This window comes from Klebsiella sp. WOUb02 (genome assembly GCF_050058015.1).
In the GTDB taxonomy this organism is placed as follows: Bacteria; Pseudomonadota; Gammaproteobacteria; order Enterobacterales; family Enterobacteriaceae; genus Klebsiella.
Genome location: NZ_CP170110.1, coordinates 1,330,530 through 1,345,813, shown reverse-complemented (window position 1 = coordinate 1,345,813; position 15,284 = coordinate 1,330,530). Strand labels below are relative to the sequence as shown.

General features: G+C 62.9%; 12 protein-coding genes and 5 pseudogenes. 13 read left to right on the top strand and 4 right to left on the bottom strand.

The annotated features are described in order from the left end of the window. Positions 1 to 182: 182 nt before the first annotated feature. Positions 183 to 2,229 (bottom strand): annotated as a pseudogene (paaZ, locus tag ABOC21_RS13320) (phenylacetic acid degradation bifunctional protein PaaZ). A 283-nt stretch (positions 2,230 to 2,512) separates the two neighbouring features. Between paaZ and paaA the strand changes: the two are divergent. From paaA to paaY, 13 genes and pseudogenes are all read left to right on the top strand, one after another. Next, on the top strand, positions 2,513 to 3,442 hold the full coding sequence (gene paaA, locus ABOC21_RS13315; protein ID WP_426814887.1) for a 1,2-phenylacetyl-CoA epoxidase subunit PaaA: 930 nt from the start codon (positions 2,513 to 2,515) through the stop codon (positions 3,440 to 3,442). Between the two features lie 11 nt (positions 3,443 to 3,453). Further along, positions 3,454 to 3,741, top strand: coding sequence for a 1,2-phenylacetyl-CoA epoxidase subunit PaaB (gene paaB / locus ABOC21_RS13310; protein WP_095097268.1), 288 nt, complete (start codon positions 3,454 to 3,456; stop codon positions 3,739 to 3,741). Positions 3,742 to 3,748: 7 nt separating this feature from the next. Beyond that, positions 3,749 to 4,506, top strand: a pseudogene (gene paaC, locus ABOC21_RS13305) (1,2-phenylacetyl-CoA epoxidase subunit PaaC). Between the two features lie 12 nt (positions 4,507 to 4,518). After that, positions 4,519 to 5,016: a 1,2-phenylacetyl-CoA epoxidase subunit PaaD gene (gene paaD, locus ABOC21_RS13300; RefSeq protein ID WP_426814886.1), complete on the top strand. Its 498-nt coding sequence runs from the start codon at positions 4,519 to 4,521 to the stop codon at positions 5,014 to 5,016. Between the two features lie 7 nt (positions 5,017 to 5,023). Then, a pseudogene (gene paaE / locus ABOC21_RS13295) lies at positions 5,024 to 6,095 on the top strand (1,2-phenylacetyl-CoA epoxidase subunit PaaE). Beyond that, positions 6,092 to 6,860 (top strand): annotated as a pseudogene (paaF, locus tag ABOC21_RS13290) (2,3-dehydroadipyl-CoA hydratase PaaF). Before paaE ends, paaF begins: the two co-directional pseudogenes overlap by 4 nt. Before the next feature lie 2 nt (positions 6,861 to 6,862). Then, a complete protein-coding gene (paaG, locus tag ABOC21_RS13285; protein WP_095097283.1) occupies positions 6,863 to 7,651 on the top strand; it encodes a 2-(1,2-epoxy-1,2-dihydrophenyl)acetyl-CoA isomerase PaaG in 789 nt (262 codons plus the stop codon). A 3-nt stretch (positions 7,652 to 7,654) separates the two neighbouring features. After that, on the top strand, positions 7,655 to 9,082 hold the full coding sequence (gene paaH / locus ABOC21_RS13280) for a 3-hydroxyacyl-CoA dehydrogenase PaaH (protein ID WP_426814885.1): 1,428 nt from the start codon (positions 7,655 to 7,657) through the stop codon (positions 9,080 to 9,082). Then, positions 9,072 to 9,495 (top strand): annotated as a pseudogene (gene paaI, locus ABOC21_RS13275) (hydroxyphenylacetyl-CoA thioesterase PaaI). Before paaH ends, paaI begins: the two are co-directional and overlap by 11 nt. Continuing rightward, complete coding sequence (gene pcaF / locus ABOC21_RS13270; RefSeq protein WP_426814884.1) at positions 9,495 to 10,700, top strand: 3-oxoadipyl-CoA thiolase; 1,206 nt, start codon at positions 9,495 to 9,497, stop codon at positions 10,698 to 10,700. The pseudogene paaI and the gene pcaF overlap by 1 nt, the downstream one beginning before the upstream one ends. A gap of 26 nt (positions 10,701 to 10,726) precedes the next feature. Beyond that, positions 10,727 to 12,043, top strand: coding sequence for a phenylacetate--CoA ligase PaaK (gene paaK / locus ABOC21_RS13265; protein WP_426814883.1), 1,317 nt, complete (start codon positions 10,727 to 10,729; stop codon positions 12,041 to 12,043). A 131-nt stretch (positions 12,044 to 12,174) separates the two neighbouring features. Beyond that, complete coding sequence (gene paaX / locus ABOC21_RS13260; protein ID WP_426814882.1) at positions 12,175 to 13,101, top strand: phenylacetic acid degradation operon negative regulatory protein PaaX; 927 nt, start codon at positions 12,175 to 12,177, stop codon at positions 13,099 to 13,101. Positions 13,102 to 13,110: 9 nt separating this feature from the next. Beyond that, on the top strand, positions 13,111 to 13,707 hold the full coding sequence (gene paaY / locus ABOC21_RS13255; RefSeq protein ID WP_426814881.1) for a phenylacetic acid degradation protein PaaY: 597 nt from the start codon (positions 13,111 to 13,113) through the stop codon (positions 13,705 to 13,707). A gap of 25 nt (positions 13,708 to 13,732) precedes the next feature. Here paaY and nadS read toward each other — a convergent pair whose 3' ends face one another. From nadS to azoR, 3 genes are all read right to left on the bottom strand, one after another. Further along, a complete protein-coding gene (gene nadS, locus ABOC21_RS13250) occupies positions 13,733 to 14,017 on the bottom strand; it encodes a NadS family protein (RefSeq protein WP_095097303.1) in 285 nt (94 codons plus the stop codon). Between the two features lies 1 nt (position 14,018). Continuing rightward, a complete protein-coding gene (locus ABOC21_RS13245) occupies positions 14,019 to 14,351 on the bottom strand; it encodes a type II toxin-antitoxin system RelE/ParE family toxin (RefSeq protein WP_426814880.1) in 333 nt (110 codons plus the stop codon). A gap of 244 nt (positions 14,352 to 14,595) precedes the next feature. Continuing rightward, positions 14,596 to 15,201 carry an FMN-dependent NADH-azoreductase gene (azoR, locus tag ABOC21_RS13240; protein ID WP_133599964.1) on the bottom strand — a complete coding sequence of 202 codons (606 nt, stop codon included), beginning with the start codon at positions 15,199 to 15,201 and terminating at the stop codon, positions 14,596 to 14,598. Positions 15,202 to 15,284 lie beyond the last annotated feature (83 nt).

The following is a 15,284-nucleotide window of genomic DNA, read 5'->3' as shown; positions in this document are numbered from 1 at the left end:
ACCTCGTCTTATTGTTGTGTTGTGCCTTGCCGCTGCGAAAGTCGGCTTCAGTAGCACTAAGCTATCAGCGCAGGGCCATCGGGCGTTTGTTTGCTCTTGCCAGGTTGTTTGTCAGATTTGCCAGTTATGCCCCGGCAGGCGCTGCGGCCATGTTACGGGGCGATGGCGAAGTTGAGGTGCCGTCAGGCCGGGAAGTCGCCGCGCTGGCGGGCAACGAGGGTCAGAATGGAGTAAAGCGCCACCGGCTGCTGGTGCTGGTTAAATATCTCGACCGCCCACTCGACGACGCCGGTGGCCTGTTCTTCCGCCGTGCGCTGGCGCTTGACCGTTTTTCGCTTGCAGGTCAGGCGCACCTGGATGGTGTCTCCCGGCTTCACCGGCTCGATAAAGCGCAGATTTTCCATGCCGTAGTTGGCGATAACCGGCCCGACGCCGGCGTCAACGAACAGCCCGGCGGCCGCGGAGATCAGGAAATAACCGTGCACCACGCGCTCGCCGAAAATCGACTCGGCGGCGGCGATTTTATCCATATGAGCGTAGAAATGGTCGCCGCTCAGGCAGGCAAAGTTGACGATATCCGCCTCGGTCAGCGTGCGGCGCGGCGTCAGCAGGCTATCGCCGGGCTGGATCTCTTCGAAATATTTGCGGAACGGGTGAACGCGGTCTTCGGCCACCTGCGCGCCGCGCACCCACTGTCTGGAGATGGCGGCCAGCATGGTCGGGCTGCCCTGAACCGCCGTGCGCTGCATATAGTGTTTCACCGATCGCAGACCGCCGAGCTCCTCGCCGCCACCCGCGCGGCCCGGACCGCCGTGAACCAGCTGCGGCAGCGGCGAGCCGTGGCCGGTGGACTCGGCAGACGACTCTTCGTTCAGCACCTGAATACGGCCGTGGCAGCGGGCGGCGCCGAGAATAAATGCTCGCGCCAGCTCGCCGCTGGCGGTGACCAGCGTCCCTGCCAGGCTGCCTTCACCCGCCCGGGCGAGGGCCAGGGCGTGCTCGCGGTTTTGGTACGGCATCAGGGTCGCCACCGGGCCGAAGGCTTCGATGGCGTGCACCGCCGGGGTTTCATCCGGCTGCGGGCAGAACAGCAGCGTCGGCGGGGAAAAGGCCCCGGCGGCGCTGAGGTCCGCCCGGCCGCCGAGGAGGATTTCGCAGCCGGCCGCAATCAGCTTATTGACGTTCTCCTGCACGTCCCGGCGCTGATCGCTATTCACCAGCGCGCCCATCTTGACGCCATCCTGCGCCGGATCGCCAACCACCACCTTCTGCAGGCGGGCGATCAGCGCCTCGCTTACCGCGCTGACCTGCGCCTGCGGCACGATGATCCGGCGGATAGCGGTACATTTCTGCCCGGCTTTGGCGGTCATTTCGCGCACCACTTCGCGAATAAACAGCGCGAACTCCGGCCGCTCCGGGGTGACGTCATCCCCCAGCACGCAGCAGTTCAGCGAGTCGGCCTCCATGGTGAAGGGAATCGATTTCGCCACCAGGTTCGGATGCACGCGCAGTCTGCTGGCCGGTGGCGGCGGAGCCGGTGAAGGTCACCACGTCCTGGCTGTCGAGATGGTCGAGCAGATCCCCCGCGCCGCCGCAAATCAGGCTGATGGCGCCTTCCGGCACCAGTCCGCTTTCAACGATGGATTTCACCATCGCCTGGGTCAGCTGAGCGGTGGCGGTGGCCGGTTTGACGATCGCCGGCATCCCGGCCAGCCACGTGGGCGCCAGCTTCTCCAGCATCCCCCAGCAGGGGAAGTTAAAGGCGTTGATGTGCACCGCCACGCCGGACTTCGAGGTCAGCACGTGGCGGGCGGCGAAGCCTCCCTGTTTTGATAGCGGAATCAGCTCATCTTCCGGCCACAGGTTATCGTCCGGCAGCTCCCGGCTGCCCAGCCCGGCGTAGGTAAACAGCGTGCCGATGCCGCCTTCGATATCGACCCAGCTGTCGGCGCGGGTCGCCCCGGTTTGTGCCGAAATGGCGTAAAAGTCGGCCTTATGATCCAGCAGGTGTTTGGCCACCGCTTTGAGCATCGCGCTGCGCTCAATAAAGGTCATGGCCTGCAGCGCTTTACCGCCGCGCTCGATGGCAAAGCGGCGCGCCTGCGCCATATCCAGCCCTTCGCTGGTGACGTCCCACAGCGCCTCGCCGCTGATGGCGTGGTGAATAGTACGGGTGCTGCCTCGGCCGGTCTGCCAGGCGCCGGATAAGTAGCTGGCTAACTGCTGCATCGCGAATCTCCAGATATGTTACGTGAAATATCTATAAATAGTTATTTTATGAATCATTAAATGCAAGTCTATATTTAATAATTTATTAACATTGTGATCGATGATGCCGTAAGAGTCGGATGTATATTGCTGTATTTACGCTGGTTACGGAATGTTTTGCGGCGATCGTCACAAAAAGAACAAACAAAATTTGTGGTTTTATTTAACCTGAGTGTAACTTTTATAAAAAAGTGATTCATAAAGATTGATTTGTTGAATTTACAGGAATCATAAAGGTGATGACGTGACAGAACAACAACGCTTTGACCAGCGCATCGCGCAGGATACGGCCATCGAACCGCAGGACTGGATGCCCGATGCCTATCGCCAGACGCTGATCCGCCAGATTGGCCAGCATGCACACTCCGAAATCGTCGGCATGCTGCCGGAAGGGAACTGGATCACCCGCGCGCCGACGCTGCGCCGCAAGGCGATCCTGCTGGCAAAAGTGCAGGATGAGGCCGGCCACGGCCTCTATTTATATAGCGCGGCGGAAACCCTCGGCTGCGCCCGGGAAGATCTCTACCAGAAGATGCTCGACGGGCGGATGAAGTACTCCTCCATTTTTAACTACCCCACGCTGAGCTGGGCGGATATCGGCGTGATCGGCTGGCTGGTGGATGGCGCCGCCATCGTTAACCAGGTCGCCCTGTGCCGCACCTCCTACGGTCCGTACGCCAGGGCAATGGTCAAAATCTGCAAAGAGGAGAGCTTCCATCAGCGCCAGGGATTTGAAGCCTGCATGGCGCTGGCCCAGGGCAGCGATGAGCAGCGGCAGATGCTGCAGGACGCGATCGACCGCTTCTGGTGGCCGGCGCTGATGATGTTTGGCCCCAGCGATGACAGCTCGCCCAACAGCGCGCGCAGCATGGCGTGGAAGATCAAGCTGCACTCCAACGACGAGCTGCGCCAGCGCTTTATCGACAACACCGTGCCACAGGTGGCGATCCTCGGCATGCGGGTACCGGATCCCGATTTGCGGTTTGATGAAGCCAGCGGACATTACCGCTTCGGCGAAATCGACTGGCAGGAGCTGAACGACGTGATCAGCGGCCGCGGGATCTGCAACCACGAACGGCTGGCCGCCAAGCGTAAAGCCTGGGAAGAGGGGGCATGGGTGCGGGAAGCCGCGCTGGCCCATGCGCAAAAACAACACTCCCGCGACGCGGCGTAAGGAGCAACACCATGAGCAACGTTTACTGGCCGTTATATGAAGTTTTTGTCCGCAGCAAACAGGGACTCTCGCATCGCCACGTGGGGAGCCTGCACGCCGCCGACGACCAGATGGCGCTGGAAAACGCCCGCGACGTCTATACCCGCCGCAGCGAAGGCTGCTCGCTGTGGGTGGTGAAGGCCAGCGAAATTATCGCTTCGCAGCCGGAAGATCGCGGCGAATTCTTTGACCCGGCGGAGAGCAAAATCTACCGCCATCCCACTTTCTACAGCGTGCCGGACGGCATGGAACATATGTGAGGCAGCGATGAATAACCTGAATCCCGTTGCAACCTATGCTCTGCGTCTGGGCGATAACGGCCTGGTGCTGGCCCAACGCCTGGGGGCGTGGTGCGGCCACGCGCCGGAGCTGGAGATCGACCTGGCGCTGGCCAATATCGGCCTCGACCTGCTCGGCCAGGCGCGTAACTTTCTCAGCTACGCGGCGGAGCTGGCGGGGAGCGGCGATGAAGACACCCTGGCCTTTGGCCGCGACGAGCGTCAGTTTCACAACCTGCTGCTGGTGGAGCAGCCGAACGGCAGCTTCGCCGACACCATCGCCCGTCAGACTCTTTATTGACGCCTGGCACGTAGAGCTCGTTCACCCGCCTGGTGGAGAGCCGCGATGCGCAGCTTGCCGCCATCGCCGCCAAGGGGCTGAAGGAGGTGCGCTATCACCTGCGCTTCAGCCGCGGCTGGCTCGAACGGCTGGGCAACGGCACGCCGCTCTCGGCGCAAAAAATGCAGCAGGCGGTTGAGGGCCTGTGGCGTTTTACCGGCGAGCTGTTTATGGCCGACGCGCTGGAGCTGAGCCTGGTTGAGCAGGGGATTGCCGTCGACCCGCGCGAGCTTCAGGGGCCGTGGCAGAGCGCGGTGCATACTGCGCTGCTGGAGTCGGGTCTGCGGATCCCGCAGGAAGCGGCGTTTCGCAGCGGCGGCAAGCAGGGTTTGCACAGCGAACACCTCGGGCCGATGCTCGCGGAGATGCAGTATCTGCAGCGCGCCTATCCCGGCCAGCAGTGGTAGCGGGAGGCGGCTATGCAACGACTGACCGCGATCGCGCCCGCCGACGTTCACGCTATCTGGACTCTGCTCAGCGCGATCCCCGACCCGGAAGTGCCGGTGCTGACCATTACCGACCTCGGAATGGTGCGCAGCGTGGCGCCGCGCGGCGAGGGCTGGGTGATTGGCTTTACGCCGACCTACTCGGGCTGCCCGGCGACGGAGCATCTGCTGGGCGAGATCCGCGCGGCAATGGCCCGCCACGGCTACGCGCCGGTGCATATCGTCCTGCAGCTTGACCCGCCGTGGACCACCGACTGGATGAATCAGACGGCCCGCGAGCGCCTGCGACAGTACGGGATCAGCCCGCCGCAGGGGCATGCCTGCCATGCCGGTATGCCGCAGGAGGTGGTTTGCCCGCGCTGCGGCAGCCTCCACACCTCGCTGATTAGCGAATTCGGTTCTACGGCCTGCAAGGCGCTCTACCGCTGCGACAGCTGCCGTGAACCCTTTGATTACTTTAAATGTATTTGAGGTTGCCATGACGACGTTTCATTCGCTTACCGTCGCGAGAGTGGAGCCGGAAACCCGCGATGCGGTGACCATTACCTTTGCGATCCCCGACGCGCTGCAGGCGGAGTACGCCTTCCGTCCCGGCCAGCACCTGACCGTAAAAGCCCGCCTCGGCGGGGAGGAGCTGCGGCGCTGCTACTCTATCTGCCGCAGCCGCTCTCCGGCCGAAATCAGCGTGGCGGTGAAGGCCATCGACGGCGGCCGTTTCTCCCGCTATGCGCAGCACGATATCCACCAGGGCATGGCCCTGGAGGTGATGGTGCCGCAGGGCCATTTTGGCTACCAGCCGCAGGCCGAACGCCGCGGCGAATACCTGGCGATTGCCGCCGGTTCCGGCATTACGCCGATGATGGCGATTATCGGCGCCACGCTCGCCACCGAAACGCAGAGCCGCTTCACCCTGATTTACGGCAACCGCAGTAGCCACAGCATGATGTTTCGCCAGGCGCTGGCGGACCTGAAAGATCGCTACCCGCAGCGGCTGCAGGTGGTGCACCTGTTTAGCCAGGAGTCAATGGACAGCGACCTGCTGCAGGGGCGCATCGACGGCGCTAAGCTGCGCGCGCTCTCCGGCCGGCTGCTGGACTTCAGCCGCTTCGACGAGGCCTTTATCTGCGGCCCGGCGCTGATGATGGATGAAGCGGAAGCCGCGCTGGGCGAGCTGGGGATGGCGGCGCACAGCATTCATCTTGAACGCTTTAATACCCCGGGCAGCAGCGTTAAGCGCGCGACCGGCGTGCAGGCCGGCGGCCGAACCGTCACCATTCGCCAGGACGGCCGCGATCGGCTGGTGGCCCTCAGCGCGGAAGATGACAGCATTCTCGACGCGGCGCTGCGTCAGGGGGCGGATCTGCCGTTCGCCTGCAAAGGCGGCGTCTGCGCCACCTGCAAATGTAAGGTGCTGCGCGGGGAAGTGGCGATGGCGGCAAACTACAGCCTCGAAGCGGACGAGTTGGCGGCCGGCTACGTGCTCAGCCTGCCAGGCGCTGCCGACCAGCGGCGACGTGGTGGTGGATTTTGACGCCCGGGGGATGGCATGAGCGAACTGCTGATTACCCGCCACGGGCGAGTGCTGCACCTGACTCTCAACCGGCCGCAGGCGCGCAATGCGCTCAATAATGCGCTGCTGACCCGGCTCGCCGAGGCGCTGGAAGCCGCGGCGGCCGACCCGGACATTAGCGCCTGCGTGATTAGCGGCGGCCAGCGCGTGTTTGCCGCCGGCGCCGACCTTAACGAAATGGCGGAAAAAGATCTCCCGGCCACGTTCGATGATCTTCGCCCCCGGCTGTGGGCGCGAATTGACGCCTTCAGCAAGCCGCTGATTGCCGCCGTGAACGGCTACGCCCTCGGCGCGGGCTGCGAGCTGGCGCTGCTCTGCGACCTGGTGGTCGCGGGGGATAACGCCCGCTTCGGGGTGCCGGAAATCACCCTCGGCATGATGCCCGGCGCGGGCGGCACCCAGCGGCTGATCCGCTGCGTCGGCAAGGCGCTGGCCAGCCGCATGGTGCTGAGCGGCGAAACGATCGACGCCCGGCGGGCGCAGCAGGCCGGTCTGGTGAGCGATATCTATCCGCCGGCGTTAAGCGATGAGTATGCCCTCAAGCTGGCAGCGACCATTGCCCGCCACTCGCCGCTGGCGCTGCGGGCGGCGAAGCTGGCGCTGCGCCAGGCGCAGGAGGTGGGGCTGCAGGCCGGTCTCCAGCAGGAGCGTCAGACTGTTTACGCTGCTCAGCGCGACGGAAGATCGTCGCGAAGGCATCGACGCCTTTTTACAAAAACGTACCCCGCAATTTAAAGGACGCTAATCGTGGAAGCTTTTATTCTCAGCACCGTAGAACAGGGCGTGATGACGATTACCCTTAACCGTCCGGATCGCCTGAACAGCTTTAATGACGTCATGCATCAGCAGCTCGCCGAGTGCCTGACCCAGGCCGAACGCGACGACAGCGTGCGCTGCCTGCTGATTACCGGCGCCGGGCGCGGCTTTTGCGCCGGCCAGGATCTGAACGACCGCAACGTTGACCCCAGCGGCCCGGCGCCGGATCTGGGGCTGTCGGTGGAGCGCTTCTATAACCCGCTGGTGCGCCGCCTGGCGGCGCTGCCGAAGCCGGTGATTGCGGCGGTTAACGGCGTAGCGGCCGGGGCCGGGGCAACTCTGGCGCTGGGCTGCGACCTGGTGCTCGCCGCGCGATCCGCCAGCTTCGTAATGGCCTTCAGCAAGCTTGGGCTGGTGCCGGATTGCGGCGGCAGCTGGTTTCTGCCGCGGATCGCCGGACGCGCCAGGGCGATGGGGCTGGCGCTGCTGGGCGAGAAGCTCAGCGCCGAACAGGCCGCCCAGTGGGGGATGATCTGGCAGCTGGTGGAAGACGCCGAGCTGGCGGACACCAGCCTTCAGCTGGCCCGTCATCTGGCGACGCAGCCGACCTTCGGCCTCGGCCTGATTAAGCAAGCCCTGCTGGCCGCGGAAACCAACGGCCTCGATGCCCAGCTTGACCTGGAACGCGACTACCAGCGCCTGGCCGGACGCAGCGCCGACTACCGCGAAGGCGTGAGCGCTTTTCTCGCCAAACGTCCTCCACTGTTCAGCGGGAAATAGCTTATGAGCACAACACTGCATCTCGTCGCCGTGATCGGCGGCGGCACTATGGGCTCAGGAATCGCCGAGGTCGCCGCCGGCGCCGGACATCAGGTGCTGCTCTACGATATCGCCGGCGATGCGCTAACCCGCGCGGTGGACGGTATTCGCCAGCGGCTGGCCTCGCGCGTCGCGCGCGGCAGGCTGGCGGCAGAGCAGGCCGAGGCGCTGCTGGCCCGCATCGTGCCGACGACGGAACTGGCCGCGCTGGCGCCGGCGCAGCTGGTGATTGAAGCGGCTTCCGAACGTCCTGAGATCAAAAAAGCGCTGTTCAGCCAGCTGGCGGAGATCTGCTCGCCCTCGACGCTGCTGACCAGCAACACCTCCTCGATTTCGATTACCGCGATTGCCGCCGACGTGAAGCTCCCGGAGCGCGTGGCCGGGCTGCACTTCTTTAATCCGGCGCCGGTGATGAAGCTGGTGGAAGTGGTCAGCGGCCTGGCCACCTCGCCGGAGGTGGTCGAACAGCTGTGCCGATGCGTTAGCGCGTGGGGTAAGCAGCCGGTGCGCTGCCGCTCAACGCCGGGGTTTATCGTCAATCGCGTGGCGCGCCCGTTCTACGCCGAAGCCTGGCGGGCGCTGGAGGAGCAGGTGGCTCCTGCGCAGCTCATTGACGCCGCCCTGCGCGACGGCGGCGGTTTCCCGATGGGGCCGCTGGCGCTGACCGATTTGATCGGCCAGGACGTCAACTTCGCGGTGACCTGTTCAGTGTTTAACGCCTTCTGGCAGGACCGGCGCTTCCTTCCCTCGCTGCTGCAGCAGGAGCTGGCGCTGGCCGGGAGGCTGGGCAAAAAGAGCGGGCAGGGCATATACCGCTGGCCGCTGGACGCCGAGGCGGATCTGAGCCTCAGCGCGGTGGCCGAATCGGCAGGCGCGCGGAAGGTGATGCGTAAAAGTGACAATGTCACCGAACTTGATGAGCTGCTGTTGATGGAGACCGAAGGCCAAACCGCCGAAGCCCTGAGCGTGCAGTACGGCCGTCCGGTGGTGGTCTATGACCACTGCGCCGGGGAGACGGTGGTGCTGGCGAGCGCGGAGTCTAATCCGCGCTCGGCCACCGATAAAGCGGTGCGCTATTTTCAGCAGCAGGGCAAAAAAGTGCTGCAGATTGCCGACTATCCGGGACTGCTGGTGTGGCGCACGGTGGCGATGCTGGTAAACGAAGCGCTGGACGCGGTGCAAAAAGGCGTGGCCGATCCGGTGGATATCGATACCGCGATGCGCCTGGGGGTGAACTACCCGCACGGCCCGCTGGCGTGGGGCGCCCGGCTCGGCTGGAACCGCGTGCTGCGCCTGCTGGAGAATCTCCAGCAGCACTACGGCGAGGAGCGCTATCGCCCCTGTTCGCTACTGCGCCAGAAGGCGCTGCTGGAGATGCGTCATGAACGATAAGGCCTGGCGCAACGCGCGTGCGATGTACGAACTCGATACCTGCGCCCAAACGCTGGGGATCGACATTATTGAGATGGACGAGGGCTACGCGCAGATGACCATGACCGTCGCGCCAAACATGCTTAACGGCCATCAAACCTGCCACGGCGGGCAGTCTCTTTTCCCTCGCCGACACCGCCTTTGCCTACGCCTGCAACAGCCAGGGGCTGGCGGCGGTGGCCTCGGCGGCCAGCATCGACTTTCTGCACCCGGCCTTCGCCGGCGACCGGCTGGTCGCCACCGCGCGGGTCAAGCAGCAGGGCAAACTGACCGGCGTCTACGACATTGAAATCGTTAACCAACAACAAAAAATTGTGGCTCTGTTTCGCGGCAAATCGCACCGCATCGGCGGCACAATCACAGGAGAAGTCTGATGCGCGACGCCTTTATTTGTGACGGAATTCGTACGCCGATCGGCCGCTACGGCGGGGCGCTCGCCGGCGTGCGGGCCGATGATTTAGCCGCTATTCCGCTGCGTGAGCTGCTGAGCCGCAACCCGCGTCTCGATCCCGGCTGCATTGACGACGTGATTTTCGGCTGCGCCAACCAGGCCGGAGAAGATAACCGCAACGTGGCGCATATGGCGACGCTGCTGGCAGGCTATCCGCCGAGCGTCTCCGGCACTACCATCAACCGTCTGTGCGGTTCCGGGCTGGACGCGATCGGCTTTGCCGCCCGCGCCATTAAGGCCGGGGATGCCGATTTGACGATCGCCGGCGGCGTGGAGTCGATGTCGCGGGCGCCGTTTGTGATGGGCAAGGCCAGCGCGCCGTACCAGCGCCAGGCGGAGCTGTTTGATACCACCATCGGCTGGCGTTTTGTGAACCCGCTCATGCAGCAGCAATTTGGCACTGACAGCATGCCGGAAACGGCGGAGAATGTAGCCGAATTGTTAAATATTAGCCGCGCCGATCAGGACGCGTTCGCCCTGCGCAGCCAGCGGCTGACGGCGAAAGCCCAGCGTGACGGCATCCTGGCGCAGGAGATCGTCCCGGTACAGATTATTGGCAAGAAGGGAACGGTCAGCGTCGTTCGCGACGATGAGCATCCGCGCGCGGAGACTACCCTGGAGCAGCTTTCACAGCTGAAAACCCCGTTCCGCAAGGGCGGCGTGGTTACTGCCGGCAACGCCTCCGGGGTCAACGACGGCGCCGCGGCGCTGATTATCGCCAGCGAACAGCAGGCGCTGGCCCAGGGGCTGACGCCGCGGGCGCGCATTGTGGCGATGGCGACCGCCGGGGTTGAACCGCGGCTGATGGGGCTCGGGCCGGTACCCGCCGTACGCAAGGTGCTGGAGCGCGCGGGGCTGAACATTAACGATATGGACGTCATTGAACTAAACGAAGCCTTCGCCGCCCAGGCGCTGGGCGTGCTCAGGCAGCTGGGGGTGGCGGACGATGCCGCGCACGTTAACCCCAACGGCGGCGCCATCGCCCTCGGCCATCCGCTGGGAATGAGCGGCGCCCGGCTGGCGCTGAGCGCAAGCCTGGAGCTGCAGCGGCGCGCCGGGCGCTACGCCCTGTGTACGATGTGTATTGGCGTGGGTCAGGGCATTGCCATGATCCTCGAGCGAGTGTGAGCTAATTTACCTGCGAGTACCCTAAAATGATAACTAATACAAAATTAGATCCGATTGAAAACGCTTCTCGTGACGAATTACAGGCTCTGCAAACCCAGCGTCTGAAGTGGACGCTGAAACATGCTTACGACAACGTTCCGATGTACCGCCGCAAGTTTGACGCGGCGGGAGTGCATCCTGACGATTTCCATGAACTGAGCGACCTGAGCAAATTCCCGTGCACCACCAAGCAGGATCTGCGCGACAACTACCCGTTCGATACCTTTGCGGTGCCGATGGAGCAGATTGTGCGCATCCACGCCTCGTCCGGGACCACCGGCAAACCGACGGTGGTGGGCTACACGCAAAATGATATCGATACCTGGGCCAATATCGTCGCCCGCTCCCTGCGCGCCGCCGGCGGCACGGCGAAAGATAAAATCCACGTCGCCTACGGCTACGGCCTGTTTACCGGCGGACTTGGCGCGCACTACGGCGCGGAGCGTCTGGGGGCCACGGTGATCCCTATGTCCGGCGGGCAGACGGAAAAGCAGGCGCAGCTGATCCGCGATTTTCAGCCGGATATGATTATGGTCACTCCTTCCTACTGCCTGAACCTGATTGAAGAGCTCGAGCGGCAGATGGACGGCGATGCCAGCCGCTGCTCGCTGCGGGTCGGCGTATTCGGCGCCGAGCCGTGGACGCTGGCGATGCGGGCGGAAATCGAACGTCGTCTCGGGATCACCGCCCTCGATATCTACGGCCTTTCAGAAGTGATGGGGCCGGGCGTAGCGATGGAGTGTCTGGAAACCGCCGACGGCCCGACCATCTGGGAGGACCATTTCTATCCGGAGGTGGTCAACCCGCACGACGGCACGCCGCTGGCGGATGGCGAACACGGCGAACTGCTGTTCACCACCCTGACCAAAGAGGCGCTGCCGGTGATCCGCTACCGCACCCGCGATCTGACCCGCCTGCTGCCGGGCACCGCGCGCAGCATGCGGCGGATGGATCGCATCAGCGGACGCAGCGACGACATGCTGATTATTCGCGGCGTCAACGTCTTCCCGTCGCAGCTGGAAGAGGAGATCCTCAAGGTCGAGCATCTGGCGCCGCACTACCAGCTGGAGGTCAATCGCCGCGGGCATCTTGATTCACTTTCGGTACGCGTGGAGCTGAAGGAGAGCAGCCTGTCGCTGAGCCACGAGCAGCGCTGCCAGATCTGCCATCAGCTGCGCCACCGCATCAAGTCGATGGTCGGGATCTCCACCGATATCAGCATCGTCAACTGCGGCAGCATCCCGCGCTCGGAAGGGAAGGCCTGCCGGGTGTTCGACCTGCGCAAGGTCGCCGCCAACGGCTAAGTCGACTCTTCCCGGCCCACGCCTCGCGTCTTTGCCGGGCGATGGCACTCCCGGCGGGACGCAGCGCCCCTGCCGGGAATTCCCTGTGCTATGATTCGTCATGGACTACTAACCGCAACGGAATGAATCAGATGAGCAGGCTTGATAATTTTATTCAACAGGCGGTGACGGCGATGCCGATTAGCGGGACGTCGCTGATCGCCTCCCTGTACGGCGATTCCCTGCTGCAGCGCGGGGGCGAAGTGTGGCTCGGCAGCGTGGCGGCCCTGCTCGAAGGGCTGGGGTTCGGCGAACGCTTTGTGCGGACGGCGCTGTTTCGCCTCAACAAGGAGGAGTGGCTGGACGTGGTGCGTATCGGCCGCCGCAGCTTCTATCGTCTGAGCGACAAAGGGCTGCGCCTGACCCGCCGCGCGGAGCACAAAATCTATCGCGCCGGCGCCCCGGAGTGGGACGGCACCTGGCTGCTGCTGCTCTCCGAGGGGCTGGAAAAAAACACCCTCGCGGAGGTGAAAAAGCAGCTTCTGTGGCAGGGCTTTGGCGCGCTCGCGCCGAGCCTGCTCGCCTCGCCGGCGCAGAAGCTGGCGGACGTGCAGTCGCTGCTGCATGAGGCGGGGGGGGCGGAAAACGTCATCTGCTTTGAAGCGCACTCTCCGCTGGCGCTCTCCCGGGCGGCGCTGCGCGCGCGCGTCGAGGAGTGCTGGCATCTGACCGAACAAAACGCGATGTACGAAACTTTTATTTCGCTGTTTCGCCCGCTGCTGCCGCTGCTGCGCGACGTCGCCAGCGCGGAGTTGACCGCCGAGCGCTGCTTCCAGATCCAGCTGCTGCTAATCCATTTTTATCGGCGGGTGGTGTTAAAAGATCCGCTGCTGCCGGAGGAGCTGCTGCCGGCGCACTGGCTGGGGCAGACCGCGCGCCAGCTGTGCATCAATATTTATCAACGCGTCGCGCCCGGCGCGCTGGCCTTCGTCAGCGAGCACGGGGAGAGCTCGGTCGGCGAACTGCCGGCGCCGGGGCCGCTCTATTTTCAACGTTTTGGCGGCCTGACCGCCGCTTAAGGAGAGCCGATGCCGATTTACCAGATCGACGGTATGATCCCGGTGGTCCCGGATGAAAGCTACGTTCACCCCACGGCGGTGCTGATTGGCGACGTGATCCTTGGTAAAGGCGTCTACGTCGGCCCTAACGCCAGCCTGCGCGGTGATTTCGGGCGCATCGTGGTGAAAGACGGCGCCAATATTCAGGATAACTGCGTGATGCACGGCTTTCCCGGCCAGGATACGGTGGTTGAAGAGGACGGACATATCGGCCACGGGGCGATTCTGCACGGCTGCGTTATCGGCCGCAACGCGCTGGTGGGGATGAGCGCGGTGATTATCGACGGCGCGACGATTGGTGAAAACAGCATCGTCGGCGCCTCGGCGTTCGTTAAGGCCAAAGCCGAGATGCCGGCCAACCATCTGATCGTCGGCAGCCCGGCGAAGGCTATTCGCACCCTGAGCGAGCAGGAGATCGCGTGGAAAAAGCAGGGGACGCGGGAGTATCAGGCGCTGGTCGGGCGCTGCCAGCAAACGCTGCACCAGGTGGAGCCGCTGAAGGAGGCGGAGCCGCAGAGAAAGCGGCTGGAGTTTGATGAAAACCTGCGGCCGAAATCATCATCCTGAACCTGAGCCCTCCGGCATCGAGGGCCTAGTATTTAGCCAGCTCGCGAAAGAGTGCCGGGTTCGCCTGAATCGCCGCCAGCACTTTTGCCGCAAGCCCCGTAGGATTACGTCGTCTGGATTCCCAGCTTTTAATGGTATCCACGCTGGTTCCCAGCGCTTGCGCCATTTCCGTCTGGGAAACGTTCAGCTGCGCGCGAATGGCTTTTACGTCAGCGATCTCATAGCGAGTCACGCGGGCCGGGGCTTTATCGCCATTTTTGATATCAACGGCTTCTTTGAGGGACGTTTGAAGCTCATCAAAAAAACTCATGTCACACCTCATTTTTCAGTAGTTTAGCTAGTTTTTTGAGCCGGGATTTTTCAGCATCGGTGAGATTATCTTTGGTGCTTTTCGGGTACGCCAAAACCAGATAGATAATCTCAGCGGTGGCGAGGAAATAAATCACCCTCGCGCTGCCGCTTTTCCCCTGAGCGCCGGTCGCCATCCTGATTTTCCGTAGTCCACCCGTATTCTGGATGATATCCCCGGCATCCGGATTGCCAATGAGTTCTTTCTGCAGCGCCCGAAGCTCATCGTCAGTAGCAAGCTGTTTTATCTGCCGGGTAAACAGCGGCGTTTCGATAAATTCAATCGCACAGCACATGAGTACGCTCCTTGTTAAGGTACCATGTACACCTGAATGTGTACATAGTACCTATCGATGATTTTTCGACATTTTGTCAGGTCAGGCCCGGAGGTCGGAGACAGACTGGCTGCAGGCCGTGAGCGCTATCGTATACGTTGGAGGATTTACAGGCAGAATTGGCTGCTGATTTTACGAGGCGTCTCGTAAGGTGGGTGACGGGAGAGAAGAAACTCCCACCGGGCGGTGGGAGTGGCAATCTATATTACGCTGCAACCACGCTATCGATGGCCGCTTTCGCGTCGTTCTGCGCTTTGGCAGCCACTTCCGGACCGTAAGCGATACCTTCAGCGAAGACGAAGTTCACGTCGGTGATGCCGATGAAGCCGAGGAAGGTCGACAGGTACGGCGTTACCAGGTCAGTCGGGGTATCTTTATGGATGCCGCCGCGGCTGGTGACAACGACAGCGCGTTTACCGGTAACCAGACCTTCCGGCCCTTTTTCGGTGTAACGGAAGGTGACGCCGGCGCGCGCTACCAGGTCGAAGTAGTTTTTCAACTGCGTTGGGATGTTGAAGTTGTACATCGGCGCGGCGATAACAATCACGTCATTCGCCTGCAGCTCAGCGATCAGCTCGTCGGACAGCGCCAGCGCTTCCTGCTGACGCGGAGTCAGCGGCGCATCGCTCGGACGCAGAGCACCAACCAGTTCACCATCCAGTACCGGGATCGGATTTGCTGCCAGGTCACGCACGGTGATAACGTCTTCAGCATGCTTTTCACGCCATTGTTCAACAAAATAGTCGGACAGCTGACCGGATTGCGAGTACCCTGCCAGAATACTGGATTTCAGAACTAATACTTTGCTCATGGGTGTTTCCTTATATGAGATTGACGGGTCGATGCCCTGGTGCTTGCTGACACTTTATTCACAATCATGCCACAGAGAAAGCG

Excerpts from the sequence above, each read along its gene's own strand:
- paaH (WP_426814885.1), top strand. The coding sequence starts at position 7,655 with ATGAGCACAACACTGCATCTCGTCGCCGTGATCGGCGGCGGCACTATG.
- ABOC21_RS13245 (WP_426814880.1), bottom strand. The coding sequence starts at position 14,351 with ATGTGCTGTGCGATTGAATTTATCGAAACGCCGCTGTTTACCCGGCAG.
- nadS (WP_095097303.1), bottom strand. The coding sequence starts at position 14,017 with ATGAGTTTTTTTGATGAGCTTCAAACGTCCCTCAAAGAAGCCGTTGAT.
- pcaF (WP_426814884.1), top strand. The coding sequence starts at position 9,495 with ATGCGCGACGCCTTTATTTGTGACGGAATTCGTACGCCGATCGGCCGC.
- paaX (WP_426814882.1), top strand. The coding sequence starts at position 12,175 with ATGAGCAGGCTTGATAATTTTATTCAACAGGCGGTGACGGCGATGCCG.
- paaB (WP_095097268.1), top strand. The coding sequence starts at position 3,454 with ATGAGCAACGTTTACTGGCCGTTATATGAAGTTTTTGTCCGCAGCAAA.
- paaY (WP_426814881.1), top strand. The coding sequence starts at position 13,111 with ATGCCGATTTACCAGATCGACGGTATGATCCCGGTGGTCCCGGATGAA.
- paaD (WP_426814886.1), top strand. The coding sequence starts at position 4,519 with ATGCAACGACTGACCGCGATCGCGCCCGCCGACGTTCACGCTATCTGG.
- paaK (WP_426814883.1), top strand. The coding sequence starts at position 10,727 with ATGATAACTAATACAAAATTAGATCCGATTGAAAACGCTTCTCGTGAC.
- azoR (WP_133599964.1), bottom strand. The coding sequence starts at position 15,201 with ATGAGCAAAGTATTAGTTCTGAAATCCAGTATTCTGGCAGGGTACTCG.